Source organism: uncultured Roseobacter sp., from assembly GCF_947492555.1.
GTDB lineage: Bacteria > Pseudomonadota > Alphaproteobacteria > Rhodobacterales > Rhodobacteraceae > Roseobacter.
Genome location: NZ_CANLNE010000003.1, coordinates 186007 through 206630, shown reverse-complemented (window position 1 = coordinate 206630; position 20624 = coordinate 186007). Strand labels below are relative to the sequence as shown.

The window sequence follows — 20624 nt, the reverse complement described above, 5'->3', positions numbered from 1 at the left end:
ACAATCATATTCTGATCGCGAGATAAAGAGTTCAGCTTGCGTCATAGAGACGCTGAATGCAGATTTACCCACCTTTGGAGGAAATCACCTGTGACAGACACCCCTTTCATGCCCTTTCAGAATACGCTCGACCGGGATGCGGCCCTTGATGTGCTGCGCGCGGCGACCCAGGGCGCGGATGATGGGGAGCTGTTTCTGGAACGGCGCCGCTCCGAGGCGCTCGTCTTCGACGACGGGCGCCTGAAGACGGCCAGCTACGATGCCTCGGAGGGGTTTGGCCTGCGCGCCGTGTGCGGCGAAGTGGCTGGCTACGCCCATTCCACCGAAATTTCGGAAACCGCTCTGAAACGCGCCTCCGAGACCGCGCGTCTGGCAGTGGGCGACGGCGGCGGCACAATGGCGGACGCGCCAAACCCGACCAATATCAAGCTTTATACCGATGAAGACCCCATTGCCGGGGCCGCCTTTCCCGTCAAGATCGATACATTGCGCCAGATCGATGCTTTTGCCCGGGACCTCGACGCGCGGGTCGTGCAGGTCTCCGCCACCATTGCAGCCAGCCTGCAGGAAGTCGAAATTCTGCGCCCCGACGGGCAGTCGTTGCGGGATGTGCGCCCTATGACGCGGGTGAATGTTTCAGTGATCGTGGAAGAAAACGGACGCCGGGAAAGCGGCTCCGCCGGGGGCGGTGGCCGTGTGGACTTGGATGGCCTGATCGATCCGGCGGACTGGCAGGCCAAGACGCGCGAGGCGCTGCGGGTGGCTGTCGTGAACCTTGGCGCGGTGCCTGCCCCCGCTGGTGTCATGGATGTCGTGCTGGGCCCGGGCTGGCCCGGTATCCTGCTGCACGAGGCCATCGGCCATGGGCTGGAGGGGGATTTCAACCGCAAGGGCTCCTCCGCCTTTGCCGGTCTCATGGGTCAACGCATCGCCAGCAAGGGCGTGACCGTGCTCGACGATGGCACAATCCCGGATCGGCGCGGCTCCATCAGCATCGACGATGAAGGCACGCCCTCGGGCAAGAACACTCTGATCGACGACGGCATTCTGGTGGGCTTCATGCAGGACCGGCAAAACGCCCGGCTGATGGGCGTGGCCCCCACCGGCAACGGGCGCCGTGAAAGCTATGCCCATGCGCCGATGCCGCGCATGACCAACACCTATATGCTGGGCGGCGACAGCGACCCGGGCGACATTCTCGCCGATCTCAAGGATGGCATCTACGCTGTGGGGTTTGGCGGCGGTCAGGTGGACATCACCAACGGCAAGTTCGTCTTCAGCTGCACCGAGGCCTACCGGGTGGAAAATGGCAAGGTCGGTGCGCCGGTCAAAGGGGCAACGCTGATCGGGGATGGGGCCACCGCGCTCAAGCAGATTCGCGGCATCGGGAATGACATGGCGCTTGATCCCGGCATGGGCAATTGCGGCAAGGCAGGACAATGGGTGCCGGTGGGTGTAGGCCAACCCACGTTGATGATCGGGGGGCTGACGGTGGGGGGGTCGGCCTCCTGATCCGGGCCGCTCTCCCCAAAAATAGCGAGGCCAGCCCGGTACATTGATTCATGCGTTGTTAACCAACTCGCCTTAAACCTGATTCTGCAACGGACGGAGACGCGGATGACTGATGACAAGGACCACAATCCTTCTTCCACTCACCCCCCACTCCCACCCACCTCGGAAGACGAACAGTTCTCCCGTCTCCGTCTGTTGCGATCCCGCCGGGTTGGCGTAACGACGTATAAACGACTGCTGACTGAACACGGCACTGCGCAGAACGCGCTGGCCGCGCTACCTGAGGTAGCGCGTGCCGCCGGCGTTGAAAAATACCAGATTTGTCCCGAAGCCGTGGTGCAGGCCGAATTGAATGCCGCCCGCAAAGTCGGCGCGCGCCTGATCATGCAGGGCACCCCGGCCTACCCCGAATTGCTCGAAGATCTGGACGACGCCCCTCCGTTTCTATGGATTATGGGGGATCCAAGCCTTCTCAAACGCCCGATGATTTCACTTGTGGGTGCGCGCAACGCCTCCTCCCTTGGCACACGCATGGCCAAGGCGCTCGCCCGCGATCTCGGTGCCGCCGGTTACGTGATCGTCTCCGGCCTTGCGCGCGGTGTCGATGCGGCGGCGCATCTTGCCGCCCTGGCCACCGGCACGGTTGCGGTGCAGGCAGGTGGGGTCGATGTGATTTATCCCACCGAAAACATGAAGCTGGCGCAAGACATAATGGCAGCCGGGGTGCGGGTGTCGGAACAGCCTATGGGGCTCCAGCCGATTGCGCGGCACTTCCCGAGCCGAAACCGCATCATCTCCGGGCTCAGCCGCGCGACGGTTGTCGTCGAAGCTGCAGCAAAATCAGGTAGCCTGATCACGGCGCGGGACGCGCTGGACCAAGGACGCGAGGTTCTGGCCGTCCCGGGCAGCCCCTTCGACGCCCGCGCCGCCGGGTGTAATCAGCTGATCCGGGAGGGATCTACACTGGTGCGCGGTGCAGATGACGTGTTGGAAGCGCTCACCCCCTTGCATGGCAACGCGCCGGAACTGCCGTTGCAGCCGCCGGTCAAGACCGTAGAGAAAAAGCGCCCCGCGTTGAGAGAAGTGGCCGCGTTGCACAACAAGATCCTGTCGCGCCTGAGCCCCGCCCCCGTGGCCGAGGACCAGTTGATCCGCGATCTGGCCGTTGCACCGGCGGATGCGGCACCGGTTCTGCTCGATCTCGAAATGGATGGTAAAATCACACGCCGCGCCGGCGGCCTGCTGTCTCGCGCCTGAGTGTTATCTGCACGTTATCTTGCCACGCCATGCCAGAGCCGATTCCGTCCGGGATGGAGCCAGATTTTCCATTGAATTTGACCCGATGCGCCGCTGCTATCCACGCGGAAAACTGCGTGCGACAAGAATGAGCAGATTGACAAAATCCGCTTGCACAGCACATCTGGCTTGAGCATAGACGCAGAAAATTTCACCCAGAGGTGCCCCAGTACATGCCAGTTGTAGTTGTTGAATCCCCGGCTAAAGCCAAGACAATCAACGCATATTTGGGGAGTGACTACACCGTCCTGGCCTCTTACGGGCATGTCCGCGACTTACCCCCGAAAGATGGTTCTGTCGACCCTGAGAACGAATTCGACATGCTCTGGGAGGTGGCCTCCGACAGCAAGAAGCATGTCAAGGCCATCGCGGATGCGCTGAAAGATGACAACGCGCTGATCCTCGCAACCGACCCTGATCGCGAGGGCGAGGCGATCAGCTGGCACCTGCAGGAGGCGCTGACCAAGCGCAAGTCGATCAAGAAGGATACCCCCGTCTCCCGGGTCGTGTTCAACCAGATCACGAAAAAGGCCGTGACCGAGGCGATGCAGAACCCGCGCCAGGTCGACATGCCGCTGGTCGAGGCCTACCTGGCCCGCCGCGCGCTCGACTATCTGGTGGGCTTCAATCTCTCGCCGGTACTATGGCGCAAACTGCCGGGCGCAAAATCAGCAGGCCGCGTGCAATCGGTCACCCTGCGCCTCATCGTCGAGCGCGAGATGGAGATCGAGGCCTTCCGCAACCGCGAATACTGGTCGGTCAAGGCCCAACTCGCCACCCCGCGCGGGCAGGAGTTCGAGGCACGGCTGACGGTGCTGGCGGGCAAGAAGCTCGGCAAGTTTGACATCGAGAACCAGACCCAGGCCGAAATGGCGGTGCAGGCGATCAGCTCCCGCGATCTGACGGTACAGTCGGTCGAGGCCAAGCCCGCCAACCGCAACCCCGCCGCCCCCTTCATGACCTCAACCCTGCAGCAGGAGGCCAGCCGCAAGTTCGGCATGGGCGCGCGCCAGACCATGTCTACAGCACAGCGGCTCTACGAGGCAGGCTACATTACCTATATGCGGACCGACGGCATCGACATGGCGCCCGAGGCCGTGCAGGCCGCGCGCGCCGCGATCGAGACGCTTTATGGCAAAGACTACGTGCCCGGCAGCCCGCGCATGTACAAGAACAAGGCCAAGAACGCGCAAGAGGCGCACGAATGCGTGCGCCCGACCGATATGATGACCAAGGCGGAGGACCTGAAGACCTCTGACGCGGATCAGCGCAAGCTCTACGATCTGATCTGGAAACGCACGCTGGCCTGCCAGATGGAAGCCGCCCGGATGGAACGGACGACGGTCGATGTGGGCAGCGCCGATGGCCAGATCATGCTGCGCGCCACCGGTCAGGTGGTGCTCTTTGACGGCTTCCTGCGGGTCTACGAGGAAGGCCGCGACGATGTGGTGGATGAGGACGACAAGCGCCTGCCCCAGATCGACCAGGGCGACAAGATAGACAAGCGCGCCGTCACGCCGGAGCAGCACTTCACCCAGCCCCCCCCGCGCTATACCGAGGCCACGCTGGTCAAGAAGATGGAAGAGCTGGGCATCGGGCGCCCCTCGACTTACGCGTCGATTGTCACCACAATTCAGGACCGTGAGTACGTTCGTAAGGACAAGAACCGCCTGATCCCGGAGGACAAGGGCAGGCTCGTCACGGCGTTTCTGGAGAATTACTTTCGTAAATACGTCGGCTATGGCTTCACCGCCGATCTGGAAAACGAGCTCGATGACGTAAGCGCCGGCGATGCTGAGTGGAAGGAAGTGCTGCGGCGCTTCTGGCGCGATTTCTCCGCCGCCATTTCTGAGACCGCCGATCTGCGCATCACCGAGGTGCTGGAGAAGATCAACGAGGTGCTGGAGCCGCATCTGTTTCCCCCCAACGAGGATGGGACCGACCCGCGCCTCTGCCCCAACTGCGGCGCCGGGCGGCTCAGCATGCGCACCGCGCGCTCGGGCGGCGCGTTCATCGGTTGCTCGAACTACCCCGAATGCCGCTACACCCGCGCCTTCGGTCCGCCCGGTGAAGAAGACGACAGCGGCATCCCGCCCGAAGGCAAGCTGCTGGGCGAGGACGCAGGCGACAAGATCTACGCCTTCAAGGGTCGCTTCGGCCCTTACGTGCAACGTGGCGAGGTCACCGAGGACAACAAGAAGCCACCGCGCCAGTCGATCCCCAAGGATTGGCCGCCCGAGGATGTGGACCTGCCGCAGGCACTCAAACTGCTGTCCCTGCCCCGCGAAATCGGCCCGCATCCCGAAGATGGCGTGACGGTCTGGTCAAACATCGGGCGGTATGGGCCTTACTTGAAACATGCGGCCTCAACCTCGGAGCGCGGCGGCACAAACGCCAATCTCGAGAGCATTGATGAGGTGTTTACCGTCGGCATGAACCGCGCGGTGCAGTTGCTCGCCGAAAAGGTCGCCAGCCGTGGCGGGCGTGGTGCCGCGGCCAAAACGCTGCGGGAGTTGGGCGAGCATCCGGATCAGGGCGGCCAGATCAGCATCATGGAAGGCAAATACGGGCCTTACGTGAAGTGGGAAAAGATCAATGCAACGCTGCCCAAGGGCACCGAACCGGACGATTTGACCATTGAAGCAGCTATCCTGCTGATCGATGAAAAGGCTGCCAAAAAGGGTACGGGCCGCCGCAAGACGGCTGCAAAAAAGAAGGCGCCAGCCAAGAAGAAAACAGTCGCTAAAAAAGCATGAGCTCCGGACTTCTGCAGGATAGTGCAGCTTCCATCTGAAAGTGGCCAAAGTGGTTTGACCAAGGCCAAAGCCGTTCTATAATCCCAGTTGAATGACATGATCGCCAATCAACGAGCGGTTATCGTACATCAGAAGACGTCCGGTCTTTCGGTCGGGCTCAGGGAGCGAGATGAACAATCGGCAGAATACAGCGTCGCTGACGCTCTATGGAGTATTGCGAGATCGCCAGGCACTGGTTGCCTGCATCTCCGAAGGGCGTGGCATCCTCTATTCTCGTAGGAAGGCTGGCACAGGGACTGCACATACCAGCGGCAAAACGGATGCGCCGCAGCACTTGCGTCAAGGTGATGTGAACAGCCTGCGGAGCACGTGTGGGCGATACGTCGCACGCGGCACATATGAACAGCGCGCCGCGTGGCGCGTAACTCGAGCAGCGTGAGGCGCGCCGGATATGGCAGATTCTCTAAATTCTTTGCTCATTGAAGACACCTCTTTCGACGGGTTCAGCCGCACGCAGCTGCCGTTGATCATGACCAACCCGCATCTCGAAGATAACCCTATTGTCTATGTCAATCAGGCTTTCACACGACAAACGGGGTATGCGCGCAGTGCGGTTATTGGTCGTAACTGCCGTTTTCTGCAGGGCGAAAACACCGAAAAAGCGGCTGTAGACCTGCTCCGAACCTCGATTGAGGCCAAAGAATCTGCAACGGTGGACCTCCTGAACTACCGTGCGAACGGCGAGCCTTTCATGAACAGGTTGGTGATTGCGCCGATCTTTGATGAAAATGAGCAGGTTCAGTACTTCATGGGTGTCCAGCAAGAGTTACGCCACGGCGAGCGCAGCGACACGGCCGAACAGATCAACGCTCAGTTGATAGAAGTACAGGACCGGGTCGAGGCGGATATGTCGATGATCATCAGCATGATCCGGCAACAGTCGAATTCGACCTCTGTACCGGCTGAATACGCTGCCCTGACCCGGCGCATCGAAACGCTGCAGCTGCTTTACGAAGAAATGAAGCTGTCTGATATGCAGTCAAACCGCGACAGTATCCACATGGGTAGCTATCTGTCGCGCCTCTGCTGCGCGATTGGACATGTCTATGGACGTTCCGGTATTCGGCTTAACCTGCAGATCGACCCGCTCGACATCCCAATCGAGACCGCCTCCCGCGTCGGGCTTGTGGTGGCGGAGCTACTGACAAACGCCTTCCAGCACGCTTTCGATCGCATTGATACCGGGCTCGTGGAGGTGCGGATGACGCAGCTCAGCGCTGGCGGTCTGCGCGTGACCGTTTCCGACGACGGCGTGGGCATTCCGAACTACATGACCTGGCCGGACACCACCACTGTCGGCGGGCGCATGGTCAACGGCCTGATCGAAGGTCTTGAGGGAACTTTGCAGCTCGGACGCGGGGCCGCGGGAAGTTTTGTCACAATAGATGTCCCGGCGGGCGCCACTCTGACACGATAGATCGCGTGCTCGGGCGGAGGACAGTGCTCCGCATAATGGCCCTCCCACGCGACGGCAAGGAAACCTATGACAAGTGCAGGCAAGCCTACAACATTGAAATTGTGCGGTGCGACGGGAACACTCAGTGTCCGAGTTTGACATCACCCGCAGTGTTGATGGTACCAAGGGACGCTATGTGCTGGTCCAGGACGGGCACGAAGCCGACCTGACATATTCCATTCTCTCACCGCAAACGGTCATTGCCGATCACACGGCGGTTCCGGATGCGCTTAGGGGGTCGGGTGCCGGACAGGCTCTCGTGGCCCGATTGATTGCAGATGCACGCCAGCAAGGCTTCAAGATCGTACCGCTCTGCCCATTTGTGAACGCGCAACGCCGGCGCCATCCTGAATGGGCCGACGTCTTCAGCGTTTAGTTCATGGCGGCAAAGACGCAGCCATCCGTAATCAATTCAGGTGGTGTTTTGCACAATCCGCGCGCAACCTGAAACGCGGCCAGAACCTTGGGCACATAGTCCCGGGTCTCGGCAAAGGGTGGCACGCCCTCGTGGCTGCGTACGGATCCTTCGCCCGCGTTGTACCCGGCCAGCACCAGAACCGGGTCGCCTGCGAACTCCCCCATCAACCAATCAAGGTATTTGACACCGCCTGCGATATTCTCGGCGGCAATCAGGCTGTCCTGAACTCCAAAGCGTGCTGCCGTATCGGGCATTAATTGCATCAGGCCCTGCGCCCCCGCCTTGCTGATGGCATCCGGCCTGCCAGATGACTCAACGGAGATCACGGCGAGCACCAAAGCGGGTGATACCTTCGTTCCAATGGTGGACTTTAGTATCTCGACACCATTGGCCTGCGCGATGCTCTGCATATGCTGCAATCTTGGGGCTGCAATTTTCCCTGACCCGGTGATGACATCCATGATGGCCTCGAGTCGTCCCGGCTGAACGTCGAAAATGGAGGGCGACACCCTGTCCCAGAACCAGCTGTATTGGCCAAGAGGCTGCGTGGCAGGTGGCGGTGCGTCCGCTTCAGGCAGCTCCGGTTCAGGTTTCGGCACCGCAAGTGCTGCCTTCTGCGCCTCGGGGTCAATCTGCACCTTAATCCGTTTTTGCCCGGTTTTTGGCACCCCGACCCGCTTCGCTTCGAAGACAGGAAAGGGTTTGGGTGTTTCGGCCTCTATGGAATCGCCTGAAAACGCCACGGCAAAGGCCGCGATACATGGTAGGATACGCATATCGACTGCTCGCGATCTGTTTTCTGCGTTGTTTTGCAGCCAACATCGCAGAGAATCCCACATCACACCAGTAAATCCGGGCCTTGAACGCGGCGATTTTGCCACATTCGGGCGTCACTTTAATGAAATGTAAACATCGGAGAGTTTTTTTTTCTTTCTGATTCATCGCGTTACGATTTTTCTGGCGATTTTCGACGGCGAATCCTCAAAAGTCACATTTGCCGCCAAAATCATGCCCCAATCCCTTGGCTATATTGCTGCATACCAAGTCGGACGGGCCAAACGAGAGAAACGGTCACTGAGGACGGCAAGGTTAGCAAGTGAAATCTAAATGATCCTTTGGAGGGACATACCATGATGAAATTTATCAAGAACTTCCGTAAAGACGAAGACGGTGCCGTGACAGTTGACTGGGTTGTGCTGACAGCCGCTGTTGTTGGCCTGGCGATCGCAGCTTACCAGTCCATCGAAGATGGCGCGACAGCTCTGACCGACTCCACATCTTCGTTCCTGGGCACCCAGACAGTTGGCAGCATCGGCGAATCTTCGTCCAGCGGCAGCAGCTAATACAGGCGCCCTTACCGCCTGACTTTATTTGATGGGGCCGCCTTCATTCGCGTGAACGCGGCCCTGTTTTTACCCGGACCCACACAAGGTTCCTCAATTGAAAGCATCACACATGTTGCACGCTTTTAAAAATTTCAAAGACGATGAGGCCGGGGCTGTTACTGTAGACTGGGTGGTCTTGACTGCCGCAGTGGTTGGACTTGCAGTTGGGCTCGTTGTTGAGCTCAAGGCCGGTTCCGCCGGTTTGACCGAAAGTACCGAGAGTTTTCTCGGCACCCAGGTTGTCGGCGAGATTGGCGAATAAAGTTACATTGCGCCAGACAGACTCAATTGAACCTCCCTGTCCTCGTACAGGGCGGTTCTTTTTTTGTGAAGCGAAGACCTCAGACGGATCCAATGATGCGTGACGACAGGCCTGATGTTGTCGTGATTCACGCACTGCGCAAATGCCCCCTTTAGATATGATTGTTGCGATATCCGACAGAAAGCCCTGCGTCTGACACGCGTTAATCCCGAAATTGCCACAATCCCTTGGGATAACCTTGGCAAAATGACCTGTTTGTTTACGGGCCATGTGAAACACGAGGTAAGATTATGCGAATGATATTCGGATTGGTGCTTCTGGCCGGGCTCGCGCTGGCTGGCGGCGCGGTATACATGGCAAAAAATTTCATCGGCACTTACCAGGCCGAACTGGCGCGCGCCAAGCAGAATGAAGCGCAGCTTGTACCGACCCAGATCGTCTACGTCGCAACACGCGAATTGGGATATGGCGAACGGTTGACAAAAGAAGATGTGCGCCCCGTTGCCTGGCCGCAGACCGCGATCCCCGAAGGTACTTTTGGTGATATCGAAGTGCTGTTCCCAGCAAACGAAGAAGAACCTCGCCTGATCGTTCGGGCAATGGAGAAAGACGAAGCCGTGCTGGCGGTAAAAGTCACCGAGCCCGGTGAGGATATCGGTCTGACCACCCGACTGGAAAAGGGCATGCGTGCTTTTGCCATCCGGGTAGACGTGGCCAGCGGCGTTTCGGGTTTCCTGCGTCCGGGGGACCGGGTTGACGTATACTGGACTGGCCGCGTGGAATTCGGCGGCGGCAGTGAAGATGTAACCAAGCTGATTGATACCTCCATCCGCCTAATCGCTGTGGACCAGGACGACAAGACCACCAACGGCACACGGATTGCCCGGACGGTAACGGTCGCTGTCCGCCCGGAACAGGTGGCTGCCCTTGCACAGGCGCAGTCTACTGGCAGCCTGTCGCTGTCGCTTGTGGGCGTTGGCGACGACACAGAGCTTTCCGAAATCGAGGTCGATCAGGTTTCTCTGCTCGGTCTGAAGGAGGCAGCACCTGCACCCAAGGTAGAGCAAAAGCGGGAATGCAGCATCAGAACCCGCCGTGGGGCGGAAGTTGTCTCGATCCCGATCCCCTGCACAAACTAGAGCAAAACCAACACATTACGAAGGCGCCGCACGTCCCTGCGGCGCCTTTCATTTTTTTGTCTGTTGCCATTTATCCACATAAAGGCAGGTGCAGAACCCGTTGATTCTTGCAAAAAAAACAAAACCGACGCAGAGTACAGCCTATGCGGGCACCAAGACCCGAAACCGAGGCGTGATCAAAAAGGGCAGGTCACATGAAAATTGATGGAATGTTTAAAGCGGCCCTTTTGGGGCTGACACTAAGCGTGTCACCGCTGGCGCTTACCGCACCAGTCACGGCACAAGCAGACACATTGCGTGTGGTCACCAAGGGAACCAACAAGACACTTGCGGTTCCCATGAACCGCGCGGTTGTCGTTGAAAGCGAAATTCCTTTCGCCGAACTCAGCATCGCCAATCCCGGCATCGCGGATATCTCGTCCCTGTCGGACCGTAGCATCTACGTGCTTGGCAAAACACCGGGCATGACGACATTGACGCTGCTGGATGCAACCGGTCAGCTGATCACCAATGTCGAGGTGCGTGTTGCACCTGATGTAACAGAATTCAAGGAGCGTTTGGGCCAAATCCTTCCCGGCGAGCGCATTGAAGTGCGCACCGCGAATGATGGCATCGTTTTGTCCGGCACGGTATCCAGCTCTCAAAAACTGCAAAAAGCACTTGATCTGGCGCAGCGCTACGCGCCGGACAGAGTGTCCAACCTGATGAGCGTTGGTGGCATTCAGCAGGTGATGCTGAAAGTACGCTTTGCCGAGATGAACCGCACAGTATCCAAGGCATTCAGCACGTCGCTGGCGCTGGATAACCCGCTGTCAGGCGGGGATACCGGGCAGATCGGGACCGGCACTTCCAACACATCAGGTGGCGTTGCCAACTCTCTCAACGGCCTGATCCCGTCTAGCAATGACAACTTTGGTGCTGTCCTCTTCGGCTTCAACGTCGGATCGACACAGGTCGGTATTTTGCTCGAAGCTCTTGAACGTAAAGGGGCCGTGCGCACATTGGCTGAACCAAATCTGGTTGCGCTGTCCGGGCAGGAGGCGAATTTCCTTGCGGGCGGCGAATATCCCGTTCCAGTCGCGCAAGACAGCGACACGATCAGCGTGGAATTCAAACCCTTTGGTGTCGAGCTGAACTTCGTCCCCCGCGTGGTAGACGAAGACATCATCAATCTGCAGCTTTCCGCAGCGGTCTCGGCAATTGATCCCTCCAATGGTATTTCGCTGGGCGGTGGGTTTGAACTTGACGCCTTCTCGCGCCGCGAGACCTCCACGACGGTCGAGATGCGCGACGGTGAAAGCTTTGCGATTGCAGGCCTTTTGCAAGATGACTTCACCGATCAGTCTTCGCAACTGCCCTGGATCGGTGATGTGCCCATTCTGGGTGCCCTGTTCCGGAGTGCGGACTATCAACGCAGCCAGACGGAACTGGTGATCATCATCACCGCCCACCTGGTTTCCCCTACCCGTGGCGAGGCCCTGTCCTTGCCAACTGACCGGATCAAGCCGCCGACCGAACAGGATCTGTTTCTCTTTGGTCGGACCACCAGAAACGCCAATGCACCCCGCCGGGGTGCCGCCGGCGAAGTCGCCAAGCAAGACTTCAGCGGGTCCTACGGCTACGTGATGGAGTGATAGGATGGAACGCCTGACATATCGGAAAACACACGCAGTTGTCCTGCTTGTCGGTCTTGCGACCCTCGCGGCGTGCGGCGAACAGGGAAGCGGCGGGAAATGGTTCCGCGAAGCCGGAGCACAGCTTGACAGCGGCGAATTCGGCAACGCAACGATGCAAAACATGGTTGCCCATGTCTGCAACCCGAACGGCAGCACGTACAAGACCGGCAAGATCGGCACATCGCCAAAAGATCCGGTGGTTGTCCTTGATCCTGTGAGCTCTCCGGCAAATCCAGTGTACCGCGTACATTGCACGGGTCGGCTGGACGGAAAATATGCTCGCGTGATTTATCGCGACTATGTTGGCAGCGCTGGCCAGGCCATCACTGTATCGACAGCGACAGGCGAGTAGAGCCCCCGGCTCTACTCCAACAAATCCGCCCTCAAACACGGTTATTGTGTCGAGATACCCAACAATTGGGCGGATTAAGCCCTAATCTCGCCCAAGTTCACTGCGACTTTCCCTCCAATGGGACACTTATGTCCGGCCACAGAGCTGGGCATGGGCGGTCGCAGGGGACGTTGGGGTGACATAAAAAACAATCCTCCATCGGCTTTCTGCCTCGCCCTTGAACACAAAGGAAGACGAGGCAATGAGCACAATGCCGCAACCGGATACATCACTTATCGTCGCCTGCACGGTCAGTCGCGATGTGCAAAACTTCGATTTGCTGATTGAAGATATGGAGTTGGCCCTCGGCGAAAGTTGGGGCGATCTCGGTTTTGCTGAAGCGCTCGCATTTTTTGGACAGCCGGAAGCGCAAGCGCTTGAATTCATTGCCCTCGCCATTGATGAAACCGACGAGGACAACCTGCCGCTCATGGGTGAGATTATCACGCAGGCCAAGGCGCGTGGCATCAAGGTCATTCTGATCGCTGAAGACGTGACGCCCGCATCCCTGCATTCCTTGCTGCGTCAGGGTGCGGATGAGTTTGTCCCCTACCCGCTTCCTGAAAACGAATTGGGCGAAGCCATCGAACGGGTACGCATGCAGGAAGAGGCGTTGCCCGCCTCCGCCGCCGCCCCCACCCTGCAATCCTCAAACCAAAAAGAGGGTGCGGTGATCGTTGTGCACGGATTGGCTGGCGGCACTGGTGCTACCACCCTCGGCGTCAACCTGGCTTGGGAACTGGCGACAGCCGAGAAGGAAAACGGCCCAAGTGTTTGCGTACTGGATCTCGATCTTCAATACGGTGCTGTCGCAACCTTCCTCGACCTGCCGCGTCGCGAAGTTGTCTACGATATGCTGTCTGACACCGAAGGCATGGACGACGAGATTTTTGGCCAGTCACTGCTGACCTTTCAGGACAAGATGCAGGTGCTGACCGCGCCGATGGAAATGCTGCCACTGGACATCATCACAGCCGAAGACGTGAACCGTGTGCTCGATATGGCACGTCGGCACTTTGACTACGTGGTGATCGATATGCCCTCAACGCTGGTCAGCTGGTCCGAAGCGGTCCTGAGCGCCGCCCACGTTTACTTTGCAACCGTTGAGCTCGACATGCGCTGTGCTCAAAACACCCTGCGTTTCAAGCGGGCGTTGCAGGCCGAAGAACTCCCGGTCGAGAAACTGCGCTACGTCATGAACCGTGCACCAAAATTTACCGACCTCAGCGGCAAGGCTCGTGTGAAACGGATGGCGGAAAGCCTCGGCATCTCGATTGATGTGCACATGCCCGACGGTGGCAAGCCCATCACGCAGGGCGCCGATCACGGTCTGCCGCTTGCACAATCCGCTCCCAAGAACCCACTGCGGCGCGAGATCGCGAAACTGGCGGCATCGATCCACGAGTTGAACACCAATGACGTAAAAGCGGCCTGATCCGCCAAAGGAATAGCGCATGTTCTCGAAGTACAAAAAGCCATCGGCGACCCCGCCTGCCGCGAGCAAGGAAGCAGCACCCGTCGCCGATATCGCGTCGGCCAAGCCAGCAGCCGCGGCAGCGGTAACCCGCAAAGCGGCACCGGCGGCGTCGGCACAGGTCACGCCGATGGACAAGGAACGAAAGCGCAAAGAACGCATGGGCGAGATCAAGCTCGATCTCCACCGTGTGCTGCTCGATAACCTGAACCTTTCAGCCCTGGAGCATGCGACCGAACAGGATTTGCGCCAGGAGATCAGTGCGATTTCGAGCGAGTTTCTGGAAGAACGCAGCATCGTTCTGAACCGTGAAGATCGCCAGAACCTGACGTCCGAGCTCTATGACGAAGTGACAGGCCTTGGGCCACTCGAAACCCTTCTGAAAGATGAAACCGTGAACGATATCCTCGTGAACGGGCCACAACAGATTTTCGTGGAACGCTCCGGCAAGCTGGAACTGACCGATGTCACCTTCAAGGACGAACGCCACCTTCTTAGGATCATCGACAAGATCGTCTCCGCCGTGGGCCGCCGTGTCGACGAAAGCAATCCTTACGTGGACGCCCGTCTCAAGGACGGTTCGCGCTTCAACGCGATGGTACCGCCGGTGGCCGTGGACGGCAGCCTCGTTTCCATCCGGAAGTTCAAAAAAGACAAGTTGGGTATCGATGATCTGGTAGAATTCGGCGCTTTCACCGAAGAAATGGCTGCATATCTGCAAGCAGCCGTCGCCACGCGCCTCAATGTGATCGTCTCTGGAGGTACAGGTTCGGGTAAAACGACAACCCTCAACGCACTGAGTTCCTTCATCGACAATGCTGAACGCATCCTGACCATCGAGGATACGGCGGAACTGCAACTGCAACAGACCCATGTGGGCCGGATGGAAAGCCGCCCGCCGAACGTCGAAGGCAAGGGCGAGGTCTCCCCCCGCGACTGTCTGAAGAACGCCCTGCGGATGCGCCCCGACCGGATCATCGTCGGCGAGACACGCGGCGAGGAAGTCATCGACATGCTGCAGGCCATGAACACTGGCCACGACGGCTCCATGACCACGATCCACGCCAACTCTGCCCGAGATGGGGTGAGCCGTCTGGAGAACATGATCGCCATGGCCGGGATCGAAATGCCTTTGAAGGCCGTGCGCTCGCAAATCTCTTCGGCCGTGAACCTCATCGTGCAGGCCTCGCGCCTTCAGGATGGCTCGCGCCGCATGACATCGATCACAGAGATCACCGGCATGGAAGGTGAGGTCATCTCGATGCAGGAGATTTTCCGTTACCAGCGCGTTGGTCTGACACCCGAGAACAAGATCATCGGTCACTTTACCGCCACTGGCGTCCGCTCGGCCTATGCTGAACGGTTCCGCATGTGGGGTTACGACTTGCCACCTTCCATCTACGAGCCCATCGCGGCCGAATAAGGATCAGGACAATGAGTGCAGAACCAATCATCTACGGCTTGATTTTCATCGGCGTACTGGTGCTGGTCGAAGGCCTGTATCTGGTCACCTTCGGCAAATCTATCAGCCTCAACAGCCGCGTGAATCGCCGGCTGGAAATGCTCGACAAAGGCAATGGTCGCGAAGAGGTGCTGGAAAAGCTGCGCAAGGAAATGCAGCAGCACATGAAAAGCCGGAGCATCCCGCTCTATTCCCTGCTCGGTGAAAAAGCACAAAAGGCCGCAATTGCCTTTACGCCTCGCCAGTTGATCATGGTTATGGCGCTGCTGGGTGGCGTCGCCTTCATGGGATTGACCGTGGGTACCGCGACGGAGGTTGGCGTACGCGCCCTGCTCTCCGTCGGTATTGGTGTCGGGGCAGTCTACTTCTGGGTGTCCTCCAAGGCGAACAAACGTCTGTCGATGATCGAAGAACAACTGCCCGATGCAGTGGAACTGATGGTGCGGAGCTTGCGCGTCGGTCACCCGTTTTCCTCGGCCATCCAGATCGTGGCCAAGGAAGTTCAGGATCCGTTGGCCTCGGAATTCGGCATGATTGCAGATGAATCCGCCTATGGTCGCGATGTGGGTGATGCCCTCAAGGAAATGGCGGAACGCCTGGACATGCAGGATCTGCGCTTCCTTGCCGTGGCCGTGACAATCCAGCAGACTTCGGGCGGTAACCTCGCCGAAATTCTGGCCGGTTTGGCCAAGGTGATCCGCGCGCGCTTCCGTCTCTTCCGCCGCGTCAAAGCGATCACCGCAGAGGCGAAATGGTCCGGCAAGTTCCTGTCCGCCTTCCCCATCGTGGCATTGATCGTCATCAACGTCTCTGACCCCAATTACTACGATGAGGTGCGCGACCACGCGCTGTTCATTCCTGCGTGTTTCACCGTGGGCATTCTACTCGCACTGAACCTTCTGGTGATGCGCATTCTGACCGACATCAAGGTGTAGGGAACTGATCCAATGGAATTTTTAAGCTCTTTCAACACCATGATCATCGAACTTCTTGGCCCCCTTGGCCCGATCATTATACTTGGCACCATCGGTTTGATCATGGTTGCGGTGACGGTCACCTTGATCCTGCAACAGCCCGAAGACCCAATGGCAAAGCTGAAGAAATCGGTTCAATCGCCCAATGCGGCGAAGGAACCGCAGCAGCGCCTGCGCCAGGGCGAACGCAACGAGCAGCTGCAAAAGTTCGCCAGCTTCCTGGAGCCCAAGGACGTGGCCACGCTCAGCAAGAAGCAACTGCAGCTGACGCAGGCGGGTTATCAGAGCAAGGATGCGGTGCGCATCTTCCATTTCGCGCAGTTTGCCTTGGGAATCCTGGGGCTGCTCGGCGCCTTTGTCTACCTGATCATTCTGGGCGGTGGCGAAGGGTTCAGCAGCAACAAGATGATGATCTACTTCATCGTGCCCGGCGGTGTCGGATATTATCTGCCCAGCTACTGGGTGACCCGCCGGGTCGAGATGCGTAAGGAGGAAATCACCCGCGGTTTCCCTGACAGTCTGGACATGATGCTGGTCTGCGTCGAGGCGGGCCAATCGCTCGATCAATCCATCGTCCGCGTGGCGCGCGAGCTGCACGCCTCCTACCCCGCGCTCGCGCAGGAGTTCGACATGGTTGCCTATGAGATGAAGGCTGGTAAAGACAAGGTTACGGTGCTCAACGATATGGGTGAACGCTGTGGCGTACAGGACGTATCCTCGTTCGTGACCGTTCTGATCCAGTCCGCAACCTTCGGGACATCCATCGCCGAAGCCCTTCGAGTTTACGCTGGCGAAATGCGGGACAAGCGCGTGATGCGCGCGGAAGAGGCCGCAAACAAGTTGCCAACCAAGATGACCCTTGCCACTATGATGTTGACCGTGCCGCCACTGCTGATCATCCTGGTCGGCCCTTCGGTACACGGCATCACGCAACTGGGAAACATGGGCGCTAACTGATGACATCAAGGCTGACGCGGGCGTCTTGGCCCGCTGCCTTACTAATCGCCGGTCTCGGACTTGCCGCCTGCAACACGGGCGGCAGTTCCCTTCCCGAGGGTCAGATTGATGCCCCCGGCGTTGACCTGAACGCTGATGCGGTGGATGGGGTCGAAGTCGGTCATCGCCTGATTGCAGCCGGGGAATACGAACTGGCGATTAGATCCTTCAACCGTGCCGCTCTTGATCGAGGCAAGATTGACGCTGAAATCCTTGCGGGCTTGGGCAGTGCCAACCTTGGGCTGGGCCGCTTGGGTCAGGCTGAAACCCTTCTGCGCCGTGCCATTGCCTCCGAGGGCGCGCAGCCGGAAGACTGGAACAATCTCGGCGTTGTGCTCATGGAAGCGGGCAAAACGGTCGAGGCAGAGCAGATTTTCAAACGTGCCTTTGCCCTCGACAATGGCGAAAGTGTCGCAATTCGCGACAACTTGCGCTTAGCACTCGCAAAATCCGAAAATTCTGCTACAACGGCCTTACAAACCGACGACTATAAGTTGGTCCGGCGTGGCAGCAGTGATTTCCTGATCCGTCCAACGCCGTAATTGAGGTAAGAGCAGTAAAAGGACGCACAACATGCGCCATCCTATCCTTCTGTCCGCCTGTCTGGCGGGTGCAGTACTCGTTGCAGGCTGCGCCGAGAATGAAGACGAAACCGTTGAACGCGCTTTTCAGGACGTCAACGTTGTCGATGAATCCAATTTGAATGATGTGATGCTCACCGTAGCGGATCCCAACGAGGCGGTAAATTACTTCACCCGAACCGCCAAGGAAAAGCCGGACCGCATCGATGTGCAGCGTGGGCTTGCCTATTCGCTGGTGCGCGCGAAACGCTTTACCGAAGCGGCAACCGCCTGGGAAAAAGTGACCACGATGGAGGGTACCACGGCCGAAGACAGCGTGGCCTTTGCCGACACCCTCATCCGCACAGGTGACTGGGCCAAGGCCGAAGCCACGTTGGACGCGCTGCCGCCAACGCATGAAACCTTCAACCGCTACCGGCTGGAGGCGATGCTGGCGGACAGCAACGAAGAATGGACCAAGTCCGATAGTTTCTACGAGATCGCGACCGGGCTGACGACAAAACCATCAGGCGTGCTGAACAACTGGGGGTATTCCAAGCTGACCCGCGGTGACTACAAGGAAGCTGAACGCCTCTTTGGCGAAGCCATTCGTCAGGATCCCACACTCTTTACCGCGAAGAACAACCTCGTTCTGGCCCGTGGCGCGCGGCGGGATTATACCCTGCCGGTGATCCCGATGGATCAAACAGAACGGGCGCAACTGCTGCACACCATGGCTCTGTCGGCGATCAAGCAAGGTGATGTGAGCGTCGGCAAATCACTGTTGCGGGATGCCATCGAAACGCATCCGCAGCACTTTGAGCCAGCCGTGCGCGCGTTAAACGCACTCGATACCTGACGGCAGGCGCCCCATGGCAATCACGGCCTCTTCCGCTTGGTGGTTTTTGCCATTCGTGCTGCCCTTGTGCTTTTACGTGGCCTTCACCGACCTGTCGCGGATGAAGATCACCAACCAGACAGTGATCGTACTGGCATTGGTTTTCGTGGTGATTGGGCCTTTTGCAATGCCCAGCCTTGATGTGTACCTGTGGCGATTGGCGCAACTGGCAATCATGCTGATCCTTGGCATCCTGCTCAACGGGATCGGGGCCATGGGGGCTGGCGATGCGAAATTCATAGCAGCCGCAGCACCTTACGTGGCATTGCCTGACCTGCGGCTGATCATGGCGCTGCTCGCAGCATCACTGCTTGCCGCCTTCGTCACCCACCGCATTGCGCGCGCCACCGGCCTGCGCAACCTGGCGCCCCATTGGGCCAGCTGGGATCAGGGCAAGAAATTCCCCATGGGGCTCGCACTTGGCATGGCTCTTGCCCTCTACTTGATCCTCGGTGCTCTTAAAGGCGCCTGAATTACGCCATTTTTTCTCGTTACGGTTCCGGCAAACGGGGTGCACGTCACCGCGATAAAACTGCTGTCATTGAGGACCGACCCATGAATATGCAAACCGCCAACGTCATGGCGCCACCACCGCCCCGCACGCTGGAAGACATGAAGCTTTCCACCGTGATGATGCGCGACATCGTTTTGAAGACAATGTTCCGCAAGAACGTGGATATGGTCAGCGATCTTTCCAAGGCGATTTGCCTGCCGATCCCGGTGACACAGGAACTCGTGGATATGGCCCGCGAGCAACGTTTGCTGGAGGCGACAGGCACGCTCAATGCCAACAACGGCAATGAAATGGGCTACCAGTTGACCGAACAGGGCAAGGCCCGCGCGCTCGACGCCCTGTCGCAATCGGAATACTTCGGCGCCATGCCAGTGCCGCTTGATGTCTACCGCGAACAGGTCAAGCGCCAGTCCGTGCGCAACATGCAGATCACCCGCGATCAGCTGACCGGCGCGATGGGCCACCTCGTGCTGCCTGACATGCTGCTCGACCAGTTGGGCCCGGCAGTCTCCGCCGGGCGTTCGATCCTAATGTACGGCCCGCCCGGCAACGGTAAATCCTCCATCTCCAACGGCATCCGCGACGCGCTTGGCGACAACGTCTTTGTCCCGCGCGCCATCGAATACGCGGGCCAGGTGATCACCGTCTATGACCCCATCGTGCACGCCGCCGTGCCGATGGAGGAAGACGATCCAACCTCTTTGCGCCGCGCGACCAAGTTCGACATGCGCTATGTGAAATGCGAGCGCCCCACAGTGATCACCGGCGGTGAGCTCAGCCTCGACATGCTCGATCTGGTCTACAACCCCACCGCACGCACCTATCAGGCGCCCTTACAGCTGAAATCCACCGGCGGCATCTTCATCGTCGACGACCTTGGCCGCCAGGCTGAGCCACCGCAGAGCCTTGTGAACCGCTGGATCGTTCCCCTGGAAGAAAGCAAGGACATCCTCGCCCTGCAATCGGGCGAAAAGTTCGAGGTGCCCTTCGACACCCTGGTGATCTTCTCCACCAACTTCCACCCGAATGAGATCTTCGATCAGGCCGCCCTGCGCCGGATTTTCTTCAAGATCAAGATTGATGGCCCAAACCAGGAAAACTTCCTGAAAATCTTCGCCATGGTCGCGAAAAAGCGCAAGATGCCGCTCGACGAGGCCACGCTTGTGCACCTGCTGAAGGTCAAATATCCCGAGATCGACAACATCTACGCCAACTACCAGCCGATTTTCCTGATCGACCAGATGATTTCGATCTGCGATTTCGAAGGCATCCCGTATCAGATGTCCCCGGATCTCATCGACCGCGCGTGGGCGAACATGTTTGTCAAAGACGAGCATATCGTGAAATAATCCGACACTGCCTGTGCAAAGAAAATATCTGCATTAAGCTCATTTT

At 58.7% G+C, this 20624-nt stretch carries 19 protein-coding genes; 17 read left to right on the top strand and 2 right to left on the bottom strand.

Features of this window, described 5'->3' with window-relative positions:
• Positions 1–90: 90 nt before the first annotated feature.
• The 5 genes from tldD to Q1A07_RS14075 all read left to right on the top strand — a co-directional run bounded on the left by tldD (position 91) and on the right by Q1A07_RS14075 (position 7456).
• Positions 91–1512: a metalloprotease TldD gene (gene tldD / locus Q1A07_RS14095; RefSeq protein WP_299782392.1), complete on the top strand. Its 1422-nt coding sequence runs from the start codon at positions 91–93 to the stop codon at positions 1510–1512.
• 105 nt (positions 1513–1617) lie between these two features.
• Entirely contained in the window at positions 1618–2769 is a 1152-nt protein-coding gene (dprA, locus tag Q1A07_RS14090; protein WP_299782390.1) for a DNA-processing protein DprA, read from the top strand.
• A 212-nt stretch (positions 2770–2981) separates the two neighbouring features.
• Positions 2982–5564, top strand: coding sequence for a type I DNA topoisomerase (topA, locus tag Q1A07_RS14085; RefSeq protein ID WP_299782388.1), 2583 nt, complete (start codon positions 2982–2984; stop codon positions 5562–5564).
• A gap of 451 nt (positions 5565–6015) precedes the next feature.
• Positions 6016–7041 (top strand): PAS domain-containing protein, encoded by a 1026-nt coding sequence (locus Q1A07_RS14080; RefSeq protein WP_299782387.1) that lies wholly within the window; start codon positions 6016–6018, stop codon positions 7039–7041.
• Between the two features lie 124 nt (positions 7042–7165).
• Positions 7166–7456 (top strand): GNAT family N-acetyltransferase, encoded by a 291-nt coding sequence (locus Q1A07_RS14075; protein ID WP_299782385.1) that lies wholly within the window; start codon positions 7166–7168, stop codon positions 7454–7456.
• Here Q1A07_RS14075 and Q1A07_RS14070 read toward each other — a convergent pair.
• Positions 7453–8274, bottom strand: a complete 822-nt coding sequence (locus Q1A07_RS14070; RefSeq protein WP_299782383.1) for a lytic transglycosylase domain-containing protein — start codon at positions 8272–8274, stop codon at positions 7453–7455. The two genes, Q1A07_RS14075 and Q1A07_RS14070, sit on opposite strands and share 4 nt — an antisense overlap.
• A 354-nt stretch (positions 8275–8628) precedes the next feature.
• On the opposite strand from Q1A07_RS14070, the gene Q1A07_RS14065 reads away from it, so the two are divergent.
• Positions 8629–8841, top strand: coding sequence for a hypothetical protein (locus Q1A07_RS14065; protein ID WP_299782381.1), 213 nt, complete (start codon positions 8629–8631; stop codon positions 8839–8841).
• 106 nt (positions 8842–8947) lie between these two features.
• Here Q1A07_RS14065 and Q1A07_RS21945 read toward each other — a convergent pair whose 3' ends face one another.
• Positions 8948–9415, bottom strand: coding sequence for a hypothetical protein (locus Q1A07_RS21945; protein WP_366944100.1), 468 nt, complete (start codon positions 9413–9415; stop codon positions 8948–8950).
• A 20-nt stretch (positions 9416–9435) separates the two neighbouring features.
• Here Q1A07_RS21945 and cpaB point away from each other — a divergent pair, with 20 nt between their 5' ends.
• The 11 genes from cpaB (at position 9436) to Q1A07_RS14005 (ending at position 20578) form a co-directional block, all read left to right on the top strand.
• Entirely contained in the window at positions 9436–10284 is an 849-nt protein-coding gene (cpaB, locus tag Q1A07_RS14055) for a Flp pilus assembly protein CpaB (RefSeq protein ID WP_299782377.1), read from the top strand.
• Between the two features lie 194 nt (positions 10285–10478).
• Entirely contained in the window at positions 10479–11918 is a 1440-nt protein-coding gene (locus tag Q1A07_RS14050; protein WP_299782375.1) for a type II and III secretion system protein family protein, read from the top strand.
• Positions 11919–11922: 4 nt separating this feature from the next.
• Entirely contained in the window at positions 11923–12312 is a 390-nt protein-coding gene (locus tag Q1A07_RS14045; protein ID WP_299782373.1) for a hypothetical protein, read from the top strand.
• 241 nt (positions 12313–12553) lie between these two features.
• Positions 12554–13786 (top strand): AAA family ATPase, encoded by a 1233-nt coding sequence (locus tag Q1A07_RS14040; RefSeq protein WP_299782371.1) that lies wholly within the window; start codon positions 12554–12556, stop codon positions 13784–13786.
• 19 nt (positions 13787–13805) lie between these two features.
• The gene (locus Q1A07_RS14035; RefSeq protein ID WP_299782369.1) at positions 13806–15248 is read left to right on the top strand and encodes a CpaF family protein; all 1443 of its coding nucleotides are present in this window, start codon (positions 13806–13808) and stop codon (positions 15246–15248) included.
• A gap of 11 nt (positions 15249–15259) precedes the next feature.
• Entirely contained in the window at positions 15260–16222 is a 963-nt protein-coding gene (locus tag Q1A07_RS14030) for a type II secretion system F family protein (RefSeq protein ID WP_299782368.1), read from the top strand.
• Positions 16223–16234: 12 nt separating this feature from the next.
• Entirely contained in the window at positions 16235–17218 is a 984-nt protein-coding gene (locus Q1A07_RS14025) for a type II secretion system F family protein (RefSeq protein ID WP_299782366.1), read from the top strand.
• Positions 17218–17799, top strand: a complete 582-nt coding sequence (locus tag Q1A07_RS14020) for a tetratricopeptide repeat protein (RefSeq protein WP_299782364.1) — start codon at positions 17218–17220, stop codon at positions 17797–17799. Before Q1A07_RS14025 ends, Q1A07_RS14020 begins: the two co-directional genes overlap by 1 nt.
• Before the next feature lie 31 nt (positions 17800–17830).
• On the top strand, positions 17831–18676 hold the full coding sequence (locus Q1A07_RS14015; protein ID WP_299782362.1) for a tetratricopeptide repeat protein: 846 nt from the start codon (positions 17831–17833) through the stop codon (positions 18674–18676).
• Between the two features lie 13 nt (positions 18677–18689).
• A complete protein-coding gene (locus Q1A07_RS14010) occupies positions 18690–19187 on the top strand; it encodes a prepilin peptidase (protein ID WP_299782360.1) in 498 nt (165 codons plus the stop codon).
• Positions 19188–19270: 83 nt separating this feature from the next.
• A complete protein-coding gene (locus Q1A07_RS14005) occupies positions 19271–20578 on the top strand; it encodes an ATPase (protein ID WP_299782358.1) in 1308 nt (435 codons plus the stop codon).
• Positions 20579–20624 lie beyond the last annotated feature (46 nt).